This is a genomic window from Paraburkholderia kirstenboschensis (genome assembly GCF_032806925.1).
In the GTDB taxonomy this organism is placed as follows: domain Bacteria; phylum Pseudomonadota; class Gammaproteobacteria; order Burkholderiales; family Burkholderiaceae; genus Paraburkholderia; species Paraburkholderia kirstenboschensis.
On the sequence record NZ_CP136512.1, the window covers coordinates 2,486,798 to 2,503,106 of the forward strand.

Below are 16,309 nucleotides of genomic sequence, written 5' to 3' on the forward strand. Positions count from 1 at the left end.
CTCAGTGCGACATCAGTACCGGCACGGTCATCGACTTGAGAATCGTGCGCGTCGCGCCGCCCATCACAAGTTCGCGCCAGCGTGCGTGACCGTATCCGCCCATCACCAGCAGGTCGGCACCTCCGTCGGCCACCTGCGAGAGCAGCACCTCGCCGACCGAGCCATCCGCTCCTGTTTCAATGTCGACCAATTCAACATGCACGCCATGCCGCGCGATCACGGTGGCGATATCCGCGCCGGGAATCCGTGTGCTCGCGCCTTCTTGCATGCCGTTGACGGTGAGAATCGTGGTGTTTTTTGCCGCGCGCATGAACGGCAGCGCGTCATGCACCGCGCGCGCGGCTTCCCGGCTGCCGTCCCACGCCACCAGGATCCGGCTCCCCGTCGTCCGTTCGCTGCGCGCATACGGCACGAGCAGCACCGGACGGCCGCTCGAAAGAATCAGGTTCTCCGGAAAGTGGTCGCCGACATACGATTCGGCGTCGCCTGGATTGTCCTGGCCGGCCACGATCAGATCGGCGCAGCGGCCAGGTCGCGGCACGGCAATGCTCGCGGACTCGTCGACGGCGATCCATTCGCCTTCTACCTCGGCACGCCGAAGTTCCGCATGGAACAGCCGCTGGAGTGCCGCGCGCCGTTCCGCTCGTCGCTCCGCATGCTCGCGGTAGTACTCGGCGGTACCGGCCATCACATACAAGGACCGCGGGTCGGGCGAGAACGCCGCGAATACGCCGGTCAGATGCGCGCCGAACTGTTTTGCGAGAGACAGTGCGGTTTCAAGCCGCGGATGGGCGTTCGGGCTCGTGTCGAGGTGAACAACGATGGTCTTGTAGCTCATGGCGGTCGCTCCGGGAGAATGAACATGACGCAAGGACAGGTGAGCTTGAGTCTAGGAACGATGGCGCCTGTCCCGTTGATACAGATCAACGGCGGCACAGGCGCGGCGCGGTTTGACCTGGGTCATGTGCAGCCGTGCGTCGCCATCTATGCTCGGGACATGCATGGCGCGAGTGCGCGCAGTGCGCTTTCGATCAAAGGAGCGAGTCATGTCCGAGCCACGCGTTCTTATCGTCTTTTTCTCGCGTACCGGTACCACGCGCATGCTTGCTACCACTCTTGCACGCGCCCTGTCCGCCGACGTCGAGGAAATCTGCGATTTCAGCGAGCGTCGCGGAGCGTTGGGATATCTGCGCTGTGTTGTCGACTCATGGCGCAAGCGGCCGGCCGACATCGTCCCAGCGCGGCTCGATCCGTCACGGTACGACCTCGTGCTCGTGGGCACGCCGGTCTGGGCGGGCGCGGTGTCGGCGCCGGTCCGCGCGTACCTGCTGCAGAACCGCGCGAAGTTCCGCCACGTCGGGTTCTTCTGCACCCTGGGCGGCCTCGGCGCCCAAGCCGCTTTCGACGAAATGCGCGCGCTCGCGGGCAAGGCGCCGGTCGCGCAATGCAAGGTGCGGGCTGCCGAGGTGCAGCGCGGCGTGGCGACGGCGTCGCTCGAATTGTTCGTCGGCGGATTGGAACGTCATCTCGCGCATTACAAGGCGCTGGAGTGGGCTTGCTGATTCGCCGGCTTGTCCAGGGCACGAAGACCTGCAAGAGCAGTGTCGCGAATACTTTTCAGCGCTGTCGCATCGAGTTCCACGGCGTTCCCCTTAAGCAGGCGCGTGCTTCGTCGAGAGTCATGGACCCGGCGCCCGGTGCACCAACATCGTTGCGTTAGTGGTTGCGCAGCGCGGAAGCCGCGCCGTACACCACGTACGGATCGTGCTGACCTTTATACACAGCCGGAGCGGCCCGGTTTAAGCCAAGCAGTGTGTAGACAGCGGTCTGAGCGGAGCGAACCGAATATTCGACGGTGAACACGACGTCGTTCGGCAACTCGCAAAACTGCCCGATGAACGCGAGGTTCGCCCAGCCCTCGGGCACGACTTGCGGCCGGTCGCCGCGCTTGCGTGGCAGGAACTGACTCGTGACGAATGGCATCAGGCACGGGATGCAGATTGCGTCGTCGAGAATGCGCTGAGCCTGCGCCTCGATGTGCAAATGGCCGAGAAGCTCCGTCATGATTTCGCGGCCCGTGCATTCGACCATCGGCCTGGCGACGAAGTTGCCAGGCCTATCGACGAAGAGCCCGTAGCCCCAGAACACTTCGACGTTCTTCGGCTGACCGATGAAATGCGGCTGATGCGGCAGCACGATTGACGCGAGCCAGTTCGACTGCGGGAACGTAATCAGACCGCCTTCGCCGGGCACGTTGCCGGTCAGATCGCGGATCAGGCGGAACAGCGTAGGGTCATGCAGCGTCGCGGTAAAGGAGAGCCACCGGGACTCGTCGACGTGATCGGCGAATACCGAAGGATGACCGAATTCGCTGCGTCCGGCCGCGATGGTCTTCCAGAGCGCCCATGCGCCGCTGCTGTCGTCGTGATCGAACACCGCCGCGCGATTCGTGGCGCCGAGGCTCGACCCTGCCGTCATGGAACCGAGCGTGACGATGACCTTGTCCTGCTCGCCAACGGGAATTTGCGTGCGACCGTTACCACGTTCGCAGACGATACCGGCAACGCGGTTCAGTTCGCCGCTTTCGTCATACCGTAGATCGACCACTTGCGTGCCAGTGCGAAATTCCACGCCGCGTTCGTCTAGCCATTTGCGCAGCGGCCGCACCATCGAGTCGTACTGGTTGTAGACAGTGCGCATGATGCCGTGCAACTGGTTGAAGCCCGGCGTCATATGCGCGAAGCGCAGCAGGTAGCGGCGGAACTCGGCAGCGCTGTGCCAGGGCTGAAAGGCGAACGTGGTGCACCACATGATCCAGAAGTTGGTCTCGAAGAAATCCGGCTGGAAGTGCTCCGATATGCGGCTATCGCCGAGCAGTGCTTCCGGTTCGAGCGAAAGGCGACCGAGCGTGAGCAGATGCGTTTCGGCAAGTCCATAGACCGGGGTGTCTTCGCGCTGTCCGTTTCGCACGAGCCGGGCTTTCGATGACGTGCGGATCGTCTCGTTCCAGTCGAAGATTTCCTTGGTCACGCTGCTGCGGCCGTCGAGCGTGGGGATCGAGTCGAACAGATCGTACGTGCACAGATACTTGCTTTCCAGCATGCGGCCGCCACGCACGACGTAACCGTCCTGCGGGGTGCCCGCGCCGTCGAGGCTGCCGCCCGCCTTGCCGAGTGCTTCGAGAATCGTGATGCGGCAGCCGGGCACATCGGCGTCGCGGATCAGAAACGCCGCGGCCGCAAGCGACGCAATGCCGCCGCCGACAAGATAGAAATGGCCGAAATCAATCGCTTCGTCGCGAGGCTGATGCGTGAGCGCAGTCACGTCGGCATAGTCGGATTTATTCATTTGATGGTCCCGCGATGTAATGGCCGTGAACGTTTAGACCATACCCGCGAAGTGGGGACGCGCGTTGCGCTGGATCAACGGGGCGCACGGTGGCGCGGCCCCGTGACCTCGTTGACGCAGGTCAATCGTCGGGTATGGATACGCGCCCATGATCGTTTCATCGACTCGCTGATCCACGTGGCTTTCGCTGCCGCAACGGTCGACAGAAAGTACAGTTCGCGCGGAGGCGGTATGGGAATCGATATGCAGATCGTCTACCTCGGATTTGCGGGGTCTGCGCAAATCGAGTCTGAGGCGGCTGCGCAACTGGTGCGTCTCGAGCGGTTCGGCAGATGCATCTCCGGGTGCCATCTGGCGCTGGAAGCCATCCGCGGACATGCAGGGTACGACGTACCGGGCGCGCGCCCTGACATGTCCGATAACGTTCCGAACCAACGCCTGTTCGACGCACGCCTCGACCTCGTGCTGCGCACCGGAGAACTCATTCCCATCGAGCATCGGCAAAGCTCCGATGCAGATGAAGCGGTGCGGGCAGCCTTCGACGCCGCTGAGCGGTTTCTGGGGCGTCGTGTCGCTCGCGCTTGATTTGCGATGTCAGTTCCCCGAGGCGTGAGCGCTTCGTAACGGCATGCCAACGGACATCTCGTCATGCACACCGGTACTCCGTCAGGCGTTGACGATTACTCCAGGAGATCGCGTGACAATTCGTTTGATTCAGGTCATCTTGAAAGCCAGTGAAAACGTCCGCTTTTAATGCAATTCATCGCAGTGGTCACTTCATTCACATATGTCGCCGAAACATGAATCTGTTCGCCTGACCCACGTCAACCACCGTCTGCGGTTATGCGTAAACACGGGATGGGGGGATGGTGTTCGGCACAGCCGGACCTGGCGACCGGCCGATGGCGCACGACCGGCATGTCACGTTAGTGCGACGATGTGCAACGTAAAGCCGGAGGATCTAATGTCAAGCTTGAAGCTGAGCAGGCTGCTCGACCCCATTGATCGAGTCTCGGAGGTGCTTTTCGGCCTGATTATGGCGATCACTATTGTTGGTTCCCTATCGATTGGAACGGGCGGACACGAACAAGCGCGGGCTGCGACGGCGGCGGCACTCGGGTGCAACGTGGCATGGGGCCTGGTCGATGCGGTGATGTACCTCGTCAGAACCACCACAGAACGCATGCATAATCGCTCGCTAGCCGCACAGATCGTGGGAGCCGACAGCGATCTCGGGCTGACATTGATCAAAGAGTCGCTGCCGGCTTACGTCGCCGCAATCACGGGCCCGCAGGAACTCGCCGGCATGCGGCGCAGAGTGATGGCGTTGAGTTTCGACGGTCACCGCATACTCAAACTGCAAGACATCGCTGCTGCGGCCGCAATTTTCCTGCTTGTTGTCATCGCCACATTCCCGTTGGTCTTACCTTTCTTGTTGACGCGCGATACTCAGATCGCGGTGCATGCATCCCGCGTCACGGCGGTCATTCTTTTGTTCATCGCTGGTTGGGCACTGGGGCGCTATGCGGGCCATGGCCGACCGTTCTTGACCGGTGCGGTCATGGCTGGGTTAGGCGTTGTATTGATCGGAAGCGTCATGGCGCTTGGCGGGTAATTCGAGGACAGATCAAGGCTTTGCAATTGGTTCCTTGCAGACAGATGGCCGCCACGTTCTTGAACCGCGATGCGGTTTGTAGACGTCAATTTCGTGGAGTGCCAGACCGGAAGGAGCCTGCGTCTGTCGTTGCCGTCGGAGTCTCTTCGGTTCACGCCGTTGGCGGCCCACAGCAGTTGGCCGAGCGTCGCGTCGTCAAGACTGGTTGCGGCGAAGCGGCGAGTCGTGCGCCGTTTCGAGAAAACGTCCATGATAGGCATGCCGCCGCTCAACATGGGCGGCGGCAAGGCGATCCGCGGTGTGGCCTCGCCATTCGCAGGGCGTGCACCCGTCGAACTGGGCGTGGTAGTGCCAAGTCTGAAAAAATGCTTCATAGCAGCCTCATCGGACAGGCGTTGGCCCTTCAGGACACGACCTCGGGAAGCGGCCGGCGCGGCGAATGGGCCGCCGGACGGCCGCGGCCGACGCGCAACAGCAGTTGCGGCACTGTGTCCATCATTAGCGTGGTGCGCAGCCGCTCTCGCAGCGCGCTCAGCTCGGTCGGCTGATTCAGATACGACGCCGTGATGCCGGCATTTGCGGCGACCAGCAGCAGCCGCTCGAGCGCCTGGCCGGCTGAGAGCCACGCAGCTGCGTCGTCCGTCGACGTAGCGAGGCAGATGAGAAGTGGCGACCCCTCAACGAGCGCATGATGAGCAGCCGCAAGACCCCCGCCCAGATCGAACGTGCGAATGACTGAGGCAAACAGCGGCGCGGCGAGATCGAGAACCGCGGTTATGCGGTCCGACAGTGCGGGCATGCCGTCCTCGCGGCGTCGCGGGTGAATCCAGCTCGCCAGTTCGCGACGAAAGCGCGGGTCGTCGAACTGGATGCGATCGGCCTCCGCGACGAGTTCGGCGAGCTTTTCGCGCATCGGTGCGCTCGAAACACAGACGGCGTCAGCACCCTCCGCCTCGGCGGCGTCGACGAGCTGTTGAAGTGCACCTAGCGGGAGCGGCTCGTCCCTAAAAATTTCGCGAGTCGTGACGCGCTTGAGAATCGCGGGGAGCAGCGGCGCAAGTGCCGCGTCACAATGACCATCTGGGACGATCTGCACATGCGCCAGCGCATCCGGATCCAGGCCCGACGGAAACAGCGTGATAGCGTAAGCGAGCCTGAAGTGGCTGAGCGCCACCCGTAGGTTGAAGAGCGCCGCGCCGCAACCGATGATCAGCTCACGATCGAACGGATCGACGACCGGCAATGCCCGCAGCCGGTCGGCGCAGAGCGTCGCGCTGTCGCCATCCAAGATGAAATGCCAAGGCTGCGTGTTGTGATTGGACGGCGCCAGCACTGCATAGCGCAGCGCGAACCGCAGCTTTTCGCCGGTGCTCGCGGTGCTGTCCAGTTGATGTTCGTCGACGGACCAGGCGTCCGTCTGCGGAAGTGCGGTCATCTCGTGGTCTCCTGCACGAATCCATATTGCCACTGTGTCAGCTCCGCCCCTACGCGGATTGATCTGGATCAGCGGGCGTGCAACCAGCGGGTTTCATGCGAGAGGCCGCAGCGACCTCGTCCGCGATCGCGCTCAATTCCACCGTTTGAAGGTAGGCCGGCACCTCGCAGCGCCAGTGATAAGTTTCTTCGATGTGACGAGCACCAGTTCATGCACAGCAGGATTTTTCCCATGGAGCGCGAAGCGATACTGGCGGGTCTGAGCGAAGGGATGGACTGTGTCTGGCTCAAGATGTCGAACACGCTTTCCGTTCACGCTGGCCAGTGTCCAGGTCGGCCGGAGTGATCTCTTCTCCTGGCCGCCCACATTGCGCTCAGTTGCGCCGCTCAGTCGAGCTTCAGCACGATGCGGCCATCTACCTTACCGCTCTTCAGCTCCGCGAAAACGTGATTGATGTTTTCCAGCCGGTCGAGGTGAATCCGCGCGCGCACGCGACCTTGCGCGGCGAAGTCGAGCGATTCCTGCAAGTCCTTTCGAGTGCCGACAATCGAGCCGCGCACCGTGATGCCGTTGAGCACCGTGGAAAAGATCGGCAGAGGAAAATCGCCCGGCGGCAATCCATTCAGCGCCACGGTGCCGCCACGGCGCACCATGCCGAGCGCCTGTGCGAAAGCGCTGCGTGAGACGGCGGTCACGAGCACGCCGTGCGTCCCGCCAATTTCCTTCTGGATAGCGGCTGCGGGGTCGCACTCGAGAGCGTTGAACGTCAGCTCCGCGCCGAGCTCGCGGGCGAGAGCCAGTTTGTCGTCCGCGATGTCGACGGCCGCTACGCGCAGGCCCATCGCAATCGCATATTGAACCGCAACGTGGCCGAGCCCGCCGATTCCGGAGATCGTGATCCATTGGCCCGGCCGCGTGTCCGTCACGCGAATGCCTTTGTACACGGTCACGCCGGCACACAGAATGGGCGCGATGTCTTCGAACGCGACGGACGCAGGCAGATGCCCGACATAGTTCGGATCAGCCAGCACGTACTCGGCGTAAGCACCGTTGACGGAGTAGCCCGTGTTCTGTTGCTGGTGGCACAGCGTTTCCCAACCGCCCAGGCAATGCTCGCAGTGACCGCACGCCGTGTAGAGCCATGGCACGCCGACGCGATCGCCTTCCTTGACGTGGGTGACGCCATCACCGACCGCCGCGACATACCCGACGCCTTCATGGCCCGGAATGAACGGCAGTACCGGCTTGACCGGCCAGTCGCCGTCAGCGGCGTGCAGGTCCGTATGACAGACGCCCGACGCCTTCACGTTGACCAGAATCTGTCCGCGCCCAGGTTTCGGGACGGGGACTTCCTCGATGCGCAGAGGCGCACCGAATTCGTGGACGATAGCAGCTTTCATAAGTTGGGCCATGACCTTTCTCCTCACGATGGTTGCGTGGCGTCCAGTATCGGCTTCATCCATCCAACGAAATTGACCTGGGTCATTCAACCGTGAACAGATGCTGGTGCACGCAAGCCTCGCCGGGATGATCCACGTCAAACGGAAGGGCGTCGTGCAGGCCTAATCTGAAATCGCGCAGAGGCGTGCCGGCGTCCAGGGATTCACATGTGCGCCGTCTGCCCCTCAATTCAACGGTTCATTTTCCAGGAGGCTTCCCATGCGTGCATCCGATGTCATGACCACCACAGTCATTTCGGTTACGCCCGACACGACCATTCGTCAGGTTGCCAAAATTTTTGTCGACAACGGCATCAGCGGTGCGCCGGTGCTGGATGCGGACGGCAGCCTTGCCGGCATGATCAGCGAAGGTGATCTGCTTCGCCGCGACGAGATCGGAACCGACGAGCGCAAGCGCGCGTCGTGGCTCGATTTCTGGTCTGCGAATCACGAGGCGCGCGATTACGTCAAGACCCACGCGACCAAGGTAAGCGACGTAATGACCACCGAGGTGGTGACCGTGCGGCCCGACACGCCGCTTGGCGAAGTTGCCGGCATTCTCGAGGCACGGCACATCAAACGTGTGCCCGTGACCGAAGGGGGGCGGGTGGTCGGCATCGTTAGCCGTGCCAATCTCGTGCAGGCGCTCGCGAGCGTGCCGGATGAACCGGTGTCGGACGCCACGCTCTCGGACGCCGAAATCCGCGCCGTCCTGATGGGCGAACTGGCGGGGCGCAAATGGGGCTTTGCTGGTCGCAATATGGTTGTTACCGATGGCGTTGTGCACCTGTGGGGCGTCTTCCAGTCGGCGGAGGCAATCAATGCCGTTCGCGTGGCGGCGCAGAACGTACCAGGTGTCAAGGGTGTGGAGGACCATACCGAGCCGTATCAGATGATGCCGGGCATCTAGCAGGTTGCGGGCAAGCCGGCCGTTCGGCATGCATGATCGGAGGCATCATGACTCAACGCATTTTATGGTCGCCGTTGATTGATCACATTGCCGCGGCGCAACGCGATGCCGTGCTGCTGTCTGCTGTAAGCGAGTCACGAGGCCGGGACGTCTCGGTGGGGATGTAGTCGGGGCCTTCCAGCAGACATCGGCGTGAAAGTGTCCACACCGGCCCAGGCACCGGTCCGAACGGTGCCCGATTCGGCCCCGTTGTTGGTGATGAGTTCACCCGACGAATTTCATTTCAAAGGCTGATGCACTAATATGAAATACGGCGGCGGGCCCCATGTTGGAGATCGCGATGGACAAATCGGACAGACGCGTTGCGTTCGCGTTGGTAGGAGTCGCCATCTGGCTTGGCGGACTCTACTTCGTCATCGTCGGATTGCTTTATGACCGTAGCCCGGAGTTTCGTTATGGCGCACTTGCAATTCTGATTGGTGTTGTAATCACGGTTGTCGCTTCCAACCTGATTTCGCTCCCGGGTTTACCTGAAAAGAAGAAGGAGGCTCCGCGGTAACCGCACTGCGCAGTGAACACATGTCAGCATGTTCAGTCGGCGTGTGTTTGTGCCTTCTCCAAGCCGGTCCCGGATCGAAAGAAGTCATGTTGTCGCCTTCTCCGCGCTTTGCGGCCCGAGTCCGCGCTCCTAGACCGCGTCCGCGTGACTCGTCATAAAACTCTTGATGCCGGTCTGTTCACAGCGCACGGGCCATGCGATGGGCGCTTTTTGTGTTGTAGGCCTAAGGTCCGATTTCCGCATGGAGGCGCGCTGGCATCATGGATTCCGCTGGGCGAGCCCCGAGCGCCATTGGCCTTTGGGGATTGCTCACTGAGGGCGGTCATCATGGCAGATCTATGTGGTGGAAACGTGGATCCGGATCCGGCGGATGAGGGTAACAACGCGGTTCTCATCAAGTACGGCTTCCCGCAGTTCGACAGCATCAAACACTTCCCGGGCGACGACGTTCGGCCCTCAGTGGCGCACACCTTGAACGGCGTCGGTGCTGAATTGCTGCGCCGCCTGCGGCCTCGCATGCACGACATGTTCTGCCGCGGATCGCAAGATCTTGACGGATCGTACCTTCGGTTCCGGTGAATGATCGGCACAGCATATGAGCCTCTTTGACAGGTTGTTTCGGCCGGGCGTGGAAGAGAGTGGGCGGCAGCGACGCGAGCGGATCGACGCAGCGGCCGAGCGCGTTCTGGCGATCAATCCGCGGTTACGGCTGGCAGAGCGCTACGGCGAGCGCCTTGCCGGTGCGGTGACGATTGCAGCCGATTATGTCGACAACCTTGTCAGGTCATTGCCCGCGCCGCACGAGGCGAATGAAAAGGCCTGGTCGTCGGATCCCTGCATCCGCGCATTCTTTGCGACTCCCTCTGATATTCCTCGCGCATTAAGCCGCTCTGTCGAACTGCGCGCGCACTTCGATCATCATCCCGGTTCGGAGCATGCCCATGCCGTTCTGGGCATGGCATTAACGATGCGCCACGTTCTCGGCGTGGCGCTCGAGGGCGAGACAATGCGCAACGACGTTGCGCAGACCACGCTGTGCTTCAGCGACCATCGCACGAGGATGTGTGGGAACACGGAGGAAACACTTCGCGAAGAAATCGGCAGGCGGCTCATCGATCAGCTTGCACTCGCGGGACTGGAGATGCTTGCCACGGATCGTCGCAAACTGGTGGAAAAAGGCCGGGAACTGCTGGAGGAACGTCTCGCCCTGCTGCAGCGCAACGGGAGCGGAGTCGGTGCTATCGTCGGACTCAAGCCGTCAGACGATGCTAGTGAATTAGCGCGCGTGGAGACGAGTATCCAGGAAAACGCTAGCCGTCTTGCGGCGCTGCGGGTGCCGACGGACTTGCTCGAACTGGAACTTGGTCGTGTCTGCGCAGTGCTGTCCGATCCACCGTCTCACCTGTATGTGACGAAAAAACAGGTGTCGATCGACCATATGAACGTGGTGCAAGACAAGGAGACGCCCCGTAGTCATCGGATCGAATTCGACGTCGCACACCTGCCGGGCGATCCGCCCCGCATGCGTGCATTCGCGCTTGTGCGCTGTAGCCGGGGCGACTTGCTGCCAGCCGGATTGAATTACGATGCGGCGATGCGGGCGCTGTGACGTGGCGGTGGCGGCGCGGGCCCCACTCCAGCGGTGAATGCAAGAGAGCGCCTACGAAGGTGGGGGCCATGAACAGACAAAAGCATCGCGCGAGCGCAAAAAGGGTATTCGGCCAAGGCCCAATACAAGAGCCGCTTCCTCGAGTGCAGGCTAGAGACAATCAATCGCTGCCTTGGGCACGTTTGCCTCGGCCGCTCTGTCGATCTATGGAAACCGATTTCCTGCGCGGCGACCAGGACCGGTTTGCATAAGCGGGATCGAGCAGGTAACTTGACTCCCGACCGCGCATATCCCGCCAAGCGGCCACCGGGCGAAGAGTTACCTGCGGCCGCCTCTGTCGTGATGCATTCTCCTGCGCGGTCATATTGTCACCGCCTTGCTCGTTTGCGCTACTTTGGTCGCGCGAGCAGCAACGGCGTCCGAGCGAGGCGTGCGGTGCGAGCGGCGACACTGCCGAGGAACCAGCGCGCGACGCCCCGCCGTCCGTGCGTACCGACGACAAGCAGGTCCGCATGCCAGCGTTCGGCCTCACGTACGATGGTATGCGGCACGTCATCACTGACCGGTTCCGTTTTGACGAGCGCAGTCTCGACGTGGTTGGACAGTTCCGCAAAGGCGCTCGCGGCTGACACGAGCGCCGCATGCCCCTCTTCGATAAACGCCTGCTGCAGAACGTGGATTGGCACGAAGTCGGTCAGCCGTACTGCGCGGTCGACGACGTAAATTGCGCGAAGGCGGGATTCAGGTCTGGCGAGCCGCAGCCCGAAGTGCAATGCGTCCAGCGATGCAGCGCTGCCGTCGAGCGCGAACAGAATCCGTTGTGGAGACGGCCCGATATCCGCTTCGTAGCCGGCGGGCACGATGAGGATCGAACAAGGCGCCTCGGCAGTGATGAATTCCGATACCGTTCCTTCGATCCAGCGCAGCATGCCGTGATGCTGACGCGCACCGACGACGAGCAGATCCGCGTTCCACTGGGTAGCGGCATCGATCAGCGCGTTGGCCGTATAACCGCCTTGCCTCGAAATTTCGATGACGTCCGACTCGACGTTAATGCCGGCGTCCGCAAATACGCTTCTTGCCCGCGCCACGGCATTTCCCGCATCGCGGGCCAGCTCCGCACGCGCCAGCTGGAGCTCCGCATCCGCCATGGGGCCGACCGGCAAGAGGGTGCGGGGGTTTTCAGCGACGCTGACTATGCGAATCTGTGCGCCGGGCAGCGTCATGCGGCGCACGTATTCGGCCGCGCGCGCCGACTGCGGCGAAGCGTCCACGGCGACAAGTATCCGTTTGACTTTGGATGTTGCGTTGCTTTGCATCTGAGTCGGGCTCATGATCCAGCCTCCATTTGAGCGTGACGTCCGCCCGTCGGTGAAGGACTTATTTTGAGCGCGCCGCGCCGACGCCGGTTGATGTACGTCAACCGGCGCAGTGCAGGTCGCGCATCGAAGCAAAGCGGGCGGCCGACCCACCGCCTCGACTACCCGCTGCATCGCGAGGCGTTTCTTCTCAGGGTCCTGCGTGTTAAGTGCCACCTGAGCCTGAGCCTTGATCGCCGCAAGAGGTGACTTCAGTTCATGCGCGGCATCGGCGGTAAAGGCCCGCTCGCGATCAAGCGGCGCGCACGTTCAACGCTCAGATTCATACCACCGGTTTCTTGATGCCCGCGGCCGAAGCGGAGCTTATGCTCGTTCAGGAGGAGCGCCCAGTCGAGCTTCGTAAAGACCCAAACCATGCCCAACAGTGCCAGTTGTGATGCGACGAAATAGGCGCCGAGATAGCCGCCTTCGAGGTCAGTCTCCGGATCTACATAGGCGTGCGTTAACTGAGCGAGCCGCGTCCAGACAGCATAGCTTGCAAGACGACCGGAGAAAAAGGGTACGCCGATCAGCCATAGGCGTAGCCTGGTCAGCCCATATGCAATGAAAAGATAGTTCGACGGAAAGGGACTGAATGCATAGAGCAGCAATATCCCTGCCGTGACGGCTTTCCTTCTTTCGAGCCACGCCTTGACCACATCGACGTTCAGCCGGTCCGACTCGCGCATCAGATGCCCGCGTACCAACCACCCCGAGCATTGCGCAAGAACCAGGCGTCCGGCAGTGGCGGCACTTGCCGCAAATGGCGAGCACGAGTGGATTCTGCTCGGGGTGATTGAAACCGATCCACGACATCGCCATCCACGTTGGAGGCGCAAAGGCCGGAATAAGGTTCAGCAAGAAAACAGCCAGGGCGAGCACTGTCATTGTGGTCACAGGAGAACTCCCGACGGTCAGTTTTGACGCTACGCGCTCAGGGACTGAGCAACGCAACCAGTCCGAAAAGTTGGGACAGTGTGGGGATCGTCAACAGAAGCAGCAACGCTATTGCCGACGCACTCAGGACAATCCAGAGATAGCGGTTGCGCACACGCATGCGATCACGGCTTTTGGACAGCGGCAAGACGCGGACTACAAAGATCAATGCAACATTGCCTGCTACCAGTGACACAAAAGAGATTGTGCGAGCTATGACATATTGGTAACCATGCCCCAGCAGGATCATATAAAGCCCGATGACGAGCGCGGCAACGATGGTGCCTGCCGCGGCTGCCCGAGCGAGAGCCCGATTCGACAGAAGCCGCGTGCCGGTGGGGCGCGGCGGCAAGTGCATTAAATTCTCGCTCTCCGGTTCGTTCTCGAACACCACTGAGCAAACCGGATCGATGATAAGTTGCAAAAAGACGATATGGACCGGTGCGAGCATCGGCGGCCAGCCTGCCAGGACCGGAATCAGCGTTGCGGCGATCATTGGAATGTGTACCGCAACGGTATAGCTGAGTGCCTGTACCAGATTGGCGTAAATGCGCCTTCCCAGGCGGATCGCGGACACGATTGGCGCAAAGTCGTCGCGAAGGAGTACGAGAGACGCCACTTCACGCGCCACTTCCGCGCCGCGCAGCCCCATCGCAATGCCGATGTGCGCGGCCTTGAGTGCCGGCGCGTCGTTCACGCCATCGCCCGTCATCGCGACGACGTGGCCGTTTTCGAGGAAGGCGTTGACGAGCCGTAACTTCTGCTCCGGTTTCACGCGTGCGAACGTGTCGGCCGCCTTCGTGACATCGCGAAGTTGAATGTCGTCGAGAGCAGCGATCTCGTCGCCGGTCACCATACGCCCGGTGCCGATCCCGACCTCGGACGCGATGGCCCGTGCCGTGGACGGGTAGTCCCCTGTGATCATCACAACCCGGATGCCCGCTGCCTGACACTGGGCGATAGCGCTTGCGATTTCCGGCCGGACCGGATCCAGCAGACCGACCAATCCCACAAAGGTGAACTCGAAGTCGTGCTGCTTGTCCGGCCAGACAGTGTGTGAGTGGCGCGCCTTCGCGACGCCAAGCACCCTCAGGCCACCCGACGCCATTTCCCCGGCCTGATCGAGGATCATCTGTCTATCCTGATCGCTGAGGCGACATAAGGTGCAGACCGCCTCTGGCGCGCCTTTGCAAGCGACTGGGTGATGGTCGAGTCCGGGTGTACGCCACGCGTGGGACATGGCCGGCAGTCCGGGCGTCAGGGCATACTCATGGACCAGCGACCAGTCGTTGTGAATCCGTCCTGTGCCGGCGAGTCCGGCGCGAGCCGCCTCGTGAAACGCGAGCTCCATTGGATCGACCGGTTCGATCTCGCTCGCGAGCACGAGATACTCGATGAGTTCGTGATACGCCTCGTCGATCCGCTGCGTCGCCTGATCCACAGTCTGCCGTTTTCCGCGCGCGAAGAGGACCCGAACCGACATCCGGTTCTGCGTCAGCGTGCCGGTCTTGTCGACACAGAGCACCGATGTCTGGCCAAGGGTCTCGATGGCGCTCATACGCCGGGTCAGTACGCCTTCGTTGGCGATACGGCGCGCGCCCAGTGCCATGAACACGGTGAGTATCACCGGGACCTCTTCGGGAAGGATGCCCATTGCCAGCGTGATCGCCGCTAGCACACCCGGGATCCATTCTCCGTAGCGCCAACGATAGGCCATGATCAGCAGCAGACATAGCGCGACTGCAGCCAACGCGAAACGATTGACGAATGCTCTCGTTTCCAGTTGCAACGGCGACCGCGCTTCGGCGATCCCGGTGAGCGACCTGCCAATGCGCCCGAGCGTAGTGTTGAGCGCCGTGGCGGTCACCACCATCCGTCCTTGACCCTGGACTACCATCGATCCAAAGAAAAGCATTGCGCTGGAGTCGCCCGTGTCGGGACGACCGGGTGGTGCAGCGGCCTTACTCACCGGGACCGACTCGCCGGTTAACAGAGACTCGTCGACGCTGAGTTCATGTGCTTCCGTCACCGTGCCGTCAGCAGGGACGCGGGCGCCTTCATCGACGAAAACCACGTCGCCGGGGACCAGTTCCGCTGCCGAGACGAGTTGCCGTTGCCCGTCCCGAAGCACCTGCGCTCTGGGGGCGGACAGTTCACGAAGAGAGTCGAGAACCCGTGCGGTGCGATGACTCTGGAAAACCGTGAGGAGAACAATTGCCGTCACGAACGCGAGCAGCGTTAGCGCTTCCGAAACGTCGCCGACCAGAAAGTAGATACAGCTTGCTGCGAGCAGCAGGATGAACATGGGTTCACGAAGCACCTCCCAAAGCGTCTGCAGCCAGGTGCGCCGTTGCGTCGAGTCAACAATGTTACGGCCGAAGCGGGCGCGCTGCGTTTGCACTTCGGCGCTCGAGAGCCCCAGCCCGCTACGGGACTGCGGCCGCGACCATGTCGGCTCCGTGCCGCGCGCAAGATCCGCATTGCGATTGACGTGATCAGTTTCCATTCTGTTGTCGCCTGCTCATGCGCGCCGTGTGCCGCTCAGGGGCGGCCCATACCCGGACAGCCTCTACAGAGCCGCGCGGCTCCAGAACCATCCGCCTCGTCCCAGTAAAGGCGCGATTCAATTTCGCCGCGGGAAGGCGCCATGATTTTTCTGGTTAGCAAGGCCTGATTCGCTTTTGCCGAGATCCCATAGTAACCGGCGGGGTGTTGCACAAAGAGAAACGAGCCTCGTGTCCGCACGGTCAGTACCGGTCGTCTGCGGAATGGATCGCGCGAGTGCGCTTCTGCACGGCATAGCCACCGCCAGTTGCGTTGCCGGGACGACGCCGCCAGTTCCAGAATGACCCGAGGCCGACGGGGTGGCGTTGACCTGTGTCAAGCAGCACACCTTCCGGCGGCACAACCTGAAGTCAGCTTGGCGATCGCGGCGCGGCGCTAGCAAGATGCAACTGTCGAGTCGTGAGGTAGCCGGGCCGATTGACGACACCTCTTGCGCTGACTCCTCACTCAGATCTAAACGTCAAGTGCAACTCAGGTCGAGCGACGAGACGGTCATCGCGCAGATACACGCTGTGAGCAGCCGATCAGACTGCGG

General features: G+C 61.9%; 13 protein-coding genes and 2 pseudogenes. 7 read left to right on the top strand and 8 right to left on the bottom strand.

Translation table 11 applies throughout. The features are described from left to right. Position 1: 1 nt before the first annotated feature. Positions 2 to 838, bottom strand: a complete 837-nt coding sequence (locus RW095_RS20085) for a universal stress protein (protein ID WP_317017890.1) — start codon at positions 836 to 838, stop codon at positions 2 to 4. A 208-nt stretch (positions 839 to 1,046) separates the two neighbouring features. Between RW095_RS20085 and RW095_RS20090 the strand changes: the two genes are divergently transcribed. After that, positions 1,047 to 1,562, top strand: coding sequence for a flavodoxin family protein (locus RW095_RS20090; protein ID WP_317017891.1), 516 nt, complete (start codon positions 1,047 to 1,049; stop codon positions 1,560 to 1,562). 154 nt (positions 1,563 to 1,716) lie between these two features. Here RW095_RS20090 and RW095_RS20095 read toward each other — a convergent pair whose 3' ends face one another. Beyond that, positions 1,717 to 3,348, bottom strand: a complete 1,632-nt coding sequence (locus RW095_RS20095) for an oleate hydratase (RefSeq protein ID WP_317017893.1) — start codon at positions 3,346 to 3,348, stop codon at positions 1,717 to 1,719. Positions 3,349 to 3,579: 231 nt separating this feature from the next. Between RW095_RS20095 and RW095_RS20100 the strand changes: the two genes are divergently transcribed. Both RW095_RS20100 and RW095_RS20105 read left to right on the top strand, forming a co-directional pair. Then, complete coding sequence (locus RW095_RS20100; protein WP_317017894.1) at positions 3,580 to 3,933, top strand: hypothetical protein; 354 nt, start codon at positions 3,580 to 3,582, stop codon at positions 3,931 to 3,933. A gap of 379 nt (positions 3,934 to 4,312) precedes the next feature. After that, positions 4,313 to 4,963 carry a hypothetical protein gene (locus RW095_RS20105; RefSeq protein ID WP_317017895.1) on the top strand — a complete coding sequence of 217 codons (651 nt, stop codon included), beginning with the start codon at positions 4,313 to 4,315 and terminating at the stop codon, positions 4,961 to 4,963. A 403-nt stretch (positions 4,964 to 5,366) separates the two neighbouring features. Here the strand turns inward: RW095_RS20105 and RW095_RS20110 are convergent, their stop codons facing one another. Then, positions 5,367 to 6,398, bottom strand: a complete 1,032-nt coding sequence (locus tag RW095_RS20110) for an Acg family FMN-binding oxidoreductase (protein ID WP_317017896.1) — start codon at positions 6,396 to 6,398, stop codon at positions 5,367 to 5,369. Between the two features lie 386 nt (positions 6,399 to 6,784). After that, positions 6,785 to 7,810, bottom strand: coding sequence for an alcohol dehydrogenase AdhP (gene adhP / locus RW095_RS20115; RefSeq protein ID WP_317017897.1), 1,026 nt, complete (start codon positions 7,808 to 7,810; stop codon positions 6,785 to 6,787). Positions 7,811 to 8,057: 247 nt separating this feature from the next. Between adhP and RW095_RS20120 the strand changes: the two genes are divergently transcribed. From RW095_RS20120 to RW095_RS20135, 4 genes are all read left to right on the top strand, one after another. Beyond that, positions 8,058 to 8,747, top strand: coding sequence for a CBS domain-containing protein (locus RW095_RS20120; RefSeq protein ID WP_317017899.1), 690 nt, complete (start codon positions 8,058 to 8,060; stop codon positions 8,745 to 8,747). Between the two features lie 340 nt (positions 8,748 to 9,087). Then, positions 9,088 to 9,306 carry a DUF2964 family protein gene (locus RW095_RS20125; protein WP_317017900.1) on the top strand — a complete coding sequence of 73 codons (219 nt, stop codon included), beginning with the start codon at positions 9,088 to 9,090 and terminating at the stop codon, positions 9,304 to 9,306. A 351-nt stretch (positions 9,307 to 9,657) separates the two neighbouring features. Continuing rightward, complete coding sequence (locus RW095_RS20130; protein WP_317017902.1) at positions 9,658 to 9,885, top strand: RNA-binding protein; 228 nt, start codon at positions 9,658 to 9,660, stop codon at positions 9,883 to 9,885. Positions 9,886 to 9,901: 16 nt separating this feature from the next. Next, positions 9,902 to 10,915 (top strand): hypothetical protein, encoded by a 1,014-nt coding sequence (locus RW095_RS20135; protein ID WP_317017904.1) that lies wholly within the window; start codon positions 9,902 to 9,904, stop codon positions 10,913 to 10,915. A 389-nt stretch (positions 10,916 to 11,304) separates the two neighbouring features. Here the strand turns inward: RW095_RS20135 and RW095_RS20140 are convergent, their stop codons facing one another. The 4 genes and pseudogenes from RW095_RS20140 to RW095_RS20150 all read right to left on the bottom strand — a co-directional run bounded on the left by RW095_RS20140 (position 11,305) and on the right by RW095_RS20150 (position 15,715). Further along, a complete protein-coding gene (locus RW095_RS20140) occupies positions 11,305 to 12,249 on the bottom strand; it encodes a universal stress protein (RefSeq protein ID WP_317017905.1) in 945 nt (314 codons plus the stop codon). A 195-nt stretch (positions 12,250 to 12,444) separates the two neighbouring features. Next, positions 12,445 to 12,489, bottom strand: a pseudogene (locus RW095_RS41535) (hypothetical protein); the annotation flags it as partial. Further along, a pseudogene (locus tag RW095_RS20145) lies at positions 12,486 to 13,170 on the bottom strand (hypothetical protein). The pseudogenes RW095_RS41535 and RW095_RS20145, both read right to left, overlap by 4 nt. A 37-nt stretch (positions 13,171 to 13,207) precedes the next feature. Continuing rightward, a complete protein-coding gene (locus tag RW095_RS20150) occupies positions 13,208 to 15,715 on the bottom strand; it encodes a cation-translocating P-type ATPase (protein ID WP_317017906.1) in 2,508 nt (835 codons plus the stop codon). Between the last annotated feature and the right edge of the window lie 594 nt (positions 15,716 to 16,309).

What these genes read in the sequence shown, in the direction of transcription:
- RW095_RS20085 (WP_317017890.1), bottom strand. Translation starts at nt 838, where the DNA reads ATGAGCTACAAGACCATCGTTGTTCACCTCGACACGAGCCCGAACGCC.
- RW095_RS20090 (WP_317017891.1), top strand. Translation starts at nt 1,047, where the DNA reads ATGTCCGAGCCACGCGTTCTTATCGTCTTTTTCTCGCGTACCGGTACC.
- RW095_RS20095 (WP_317017893.1), bottom strand. Translation starts at nt 3,348, where the DNA reads ATGAATAAATCCGACTATGCCGACGTGACTGCGCTCACGCATCAGCCT.
- RW095_RS20100 (WP_317017894.1), top strand. Translation starts at nt 3,580, where the DNA reads ATGGGAATCGATATGCAGATCGTCTACCTCGGATTTGCGGGGTCTGCG.
- RW095_RS20105 (WP_317017895.1), top strand. Translation starts at nt 4,313, where the DNA reads ATGTCAAGCTTGAAGCTGAGCAGGCTGCTCGACCCCATTGATCGAGTC.
- RW095_RS20110 (WP_317017896.1), bottom strand. Translation starts at nt 6,398, where the DNA reads ATGACCGCACTTCCGCAGACGGACGCCTGGTCCGTCGACGAACATCAA.
- adhP (WP_317017897.1), bottom strand. Translation starts at nt 7,810, where the DNA reads ATGGCCCAACTTATGAAAGCTGCTATCGTCCACGAATTCGGTGCGCCT.
- RW095_RS20120 (WP_317017899.1), top strand. Translation starts at nt 8,058, where the DNA reads ATGCGTGCATCCGATGTCATGACCACCACAGTCATTTCGGTTACGCCC.
- RW095_RS20125 (WP_317017900.1), top strand. Translation starts at nt 9,088, where the DNA reads ATGGACAAATCGGACAGACGCGTTGCGTTCGCGTTGGTAGGAGTCGCC.
- RW095_RS20135 (WP_317017904.1), top strand. Translation starts at nt 9,902, where the DNA reads ATGAGCCTCTTTGACAGGTTGTTTCGGCCGGGCGTGGAAGAGAGTGGG.
- RW095_RS20140 (WP_317017905.1), bottom strand. Translation starts at nt 12,249, where the DNA reads ATGAGCCCGACTCAGATGCAAAGCAACGCAACATCCAAAGTCAAACGG.
- RW095_RS20150 (WP_317017906.1), bottom strand. Translation starts at nt 15,715, where the DNA reads ATGGAAACTGATCACGTCAATCGCAATGCGGATCTTGCGCGCGGCACG.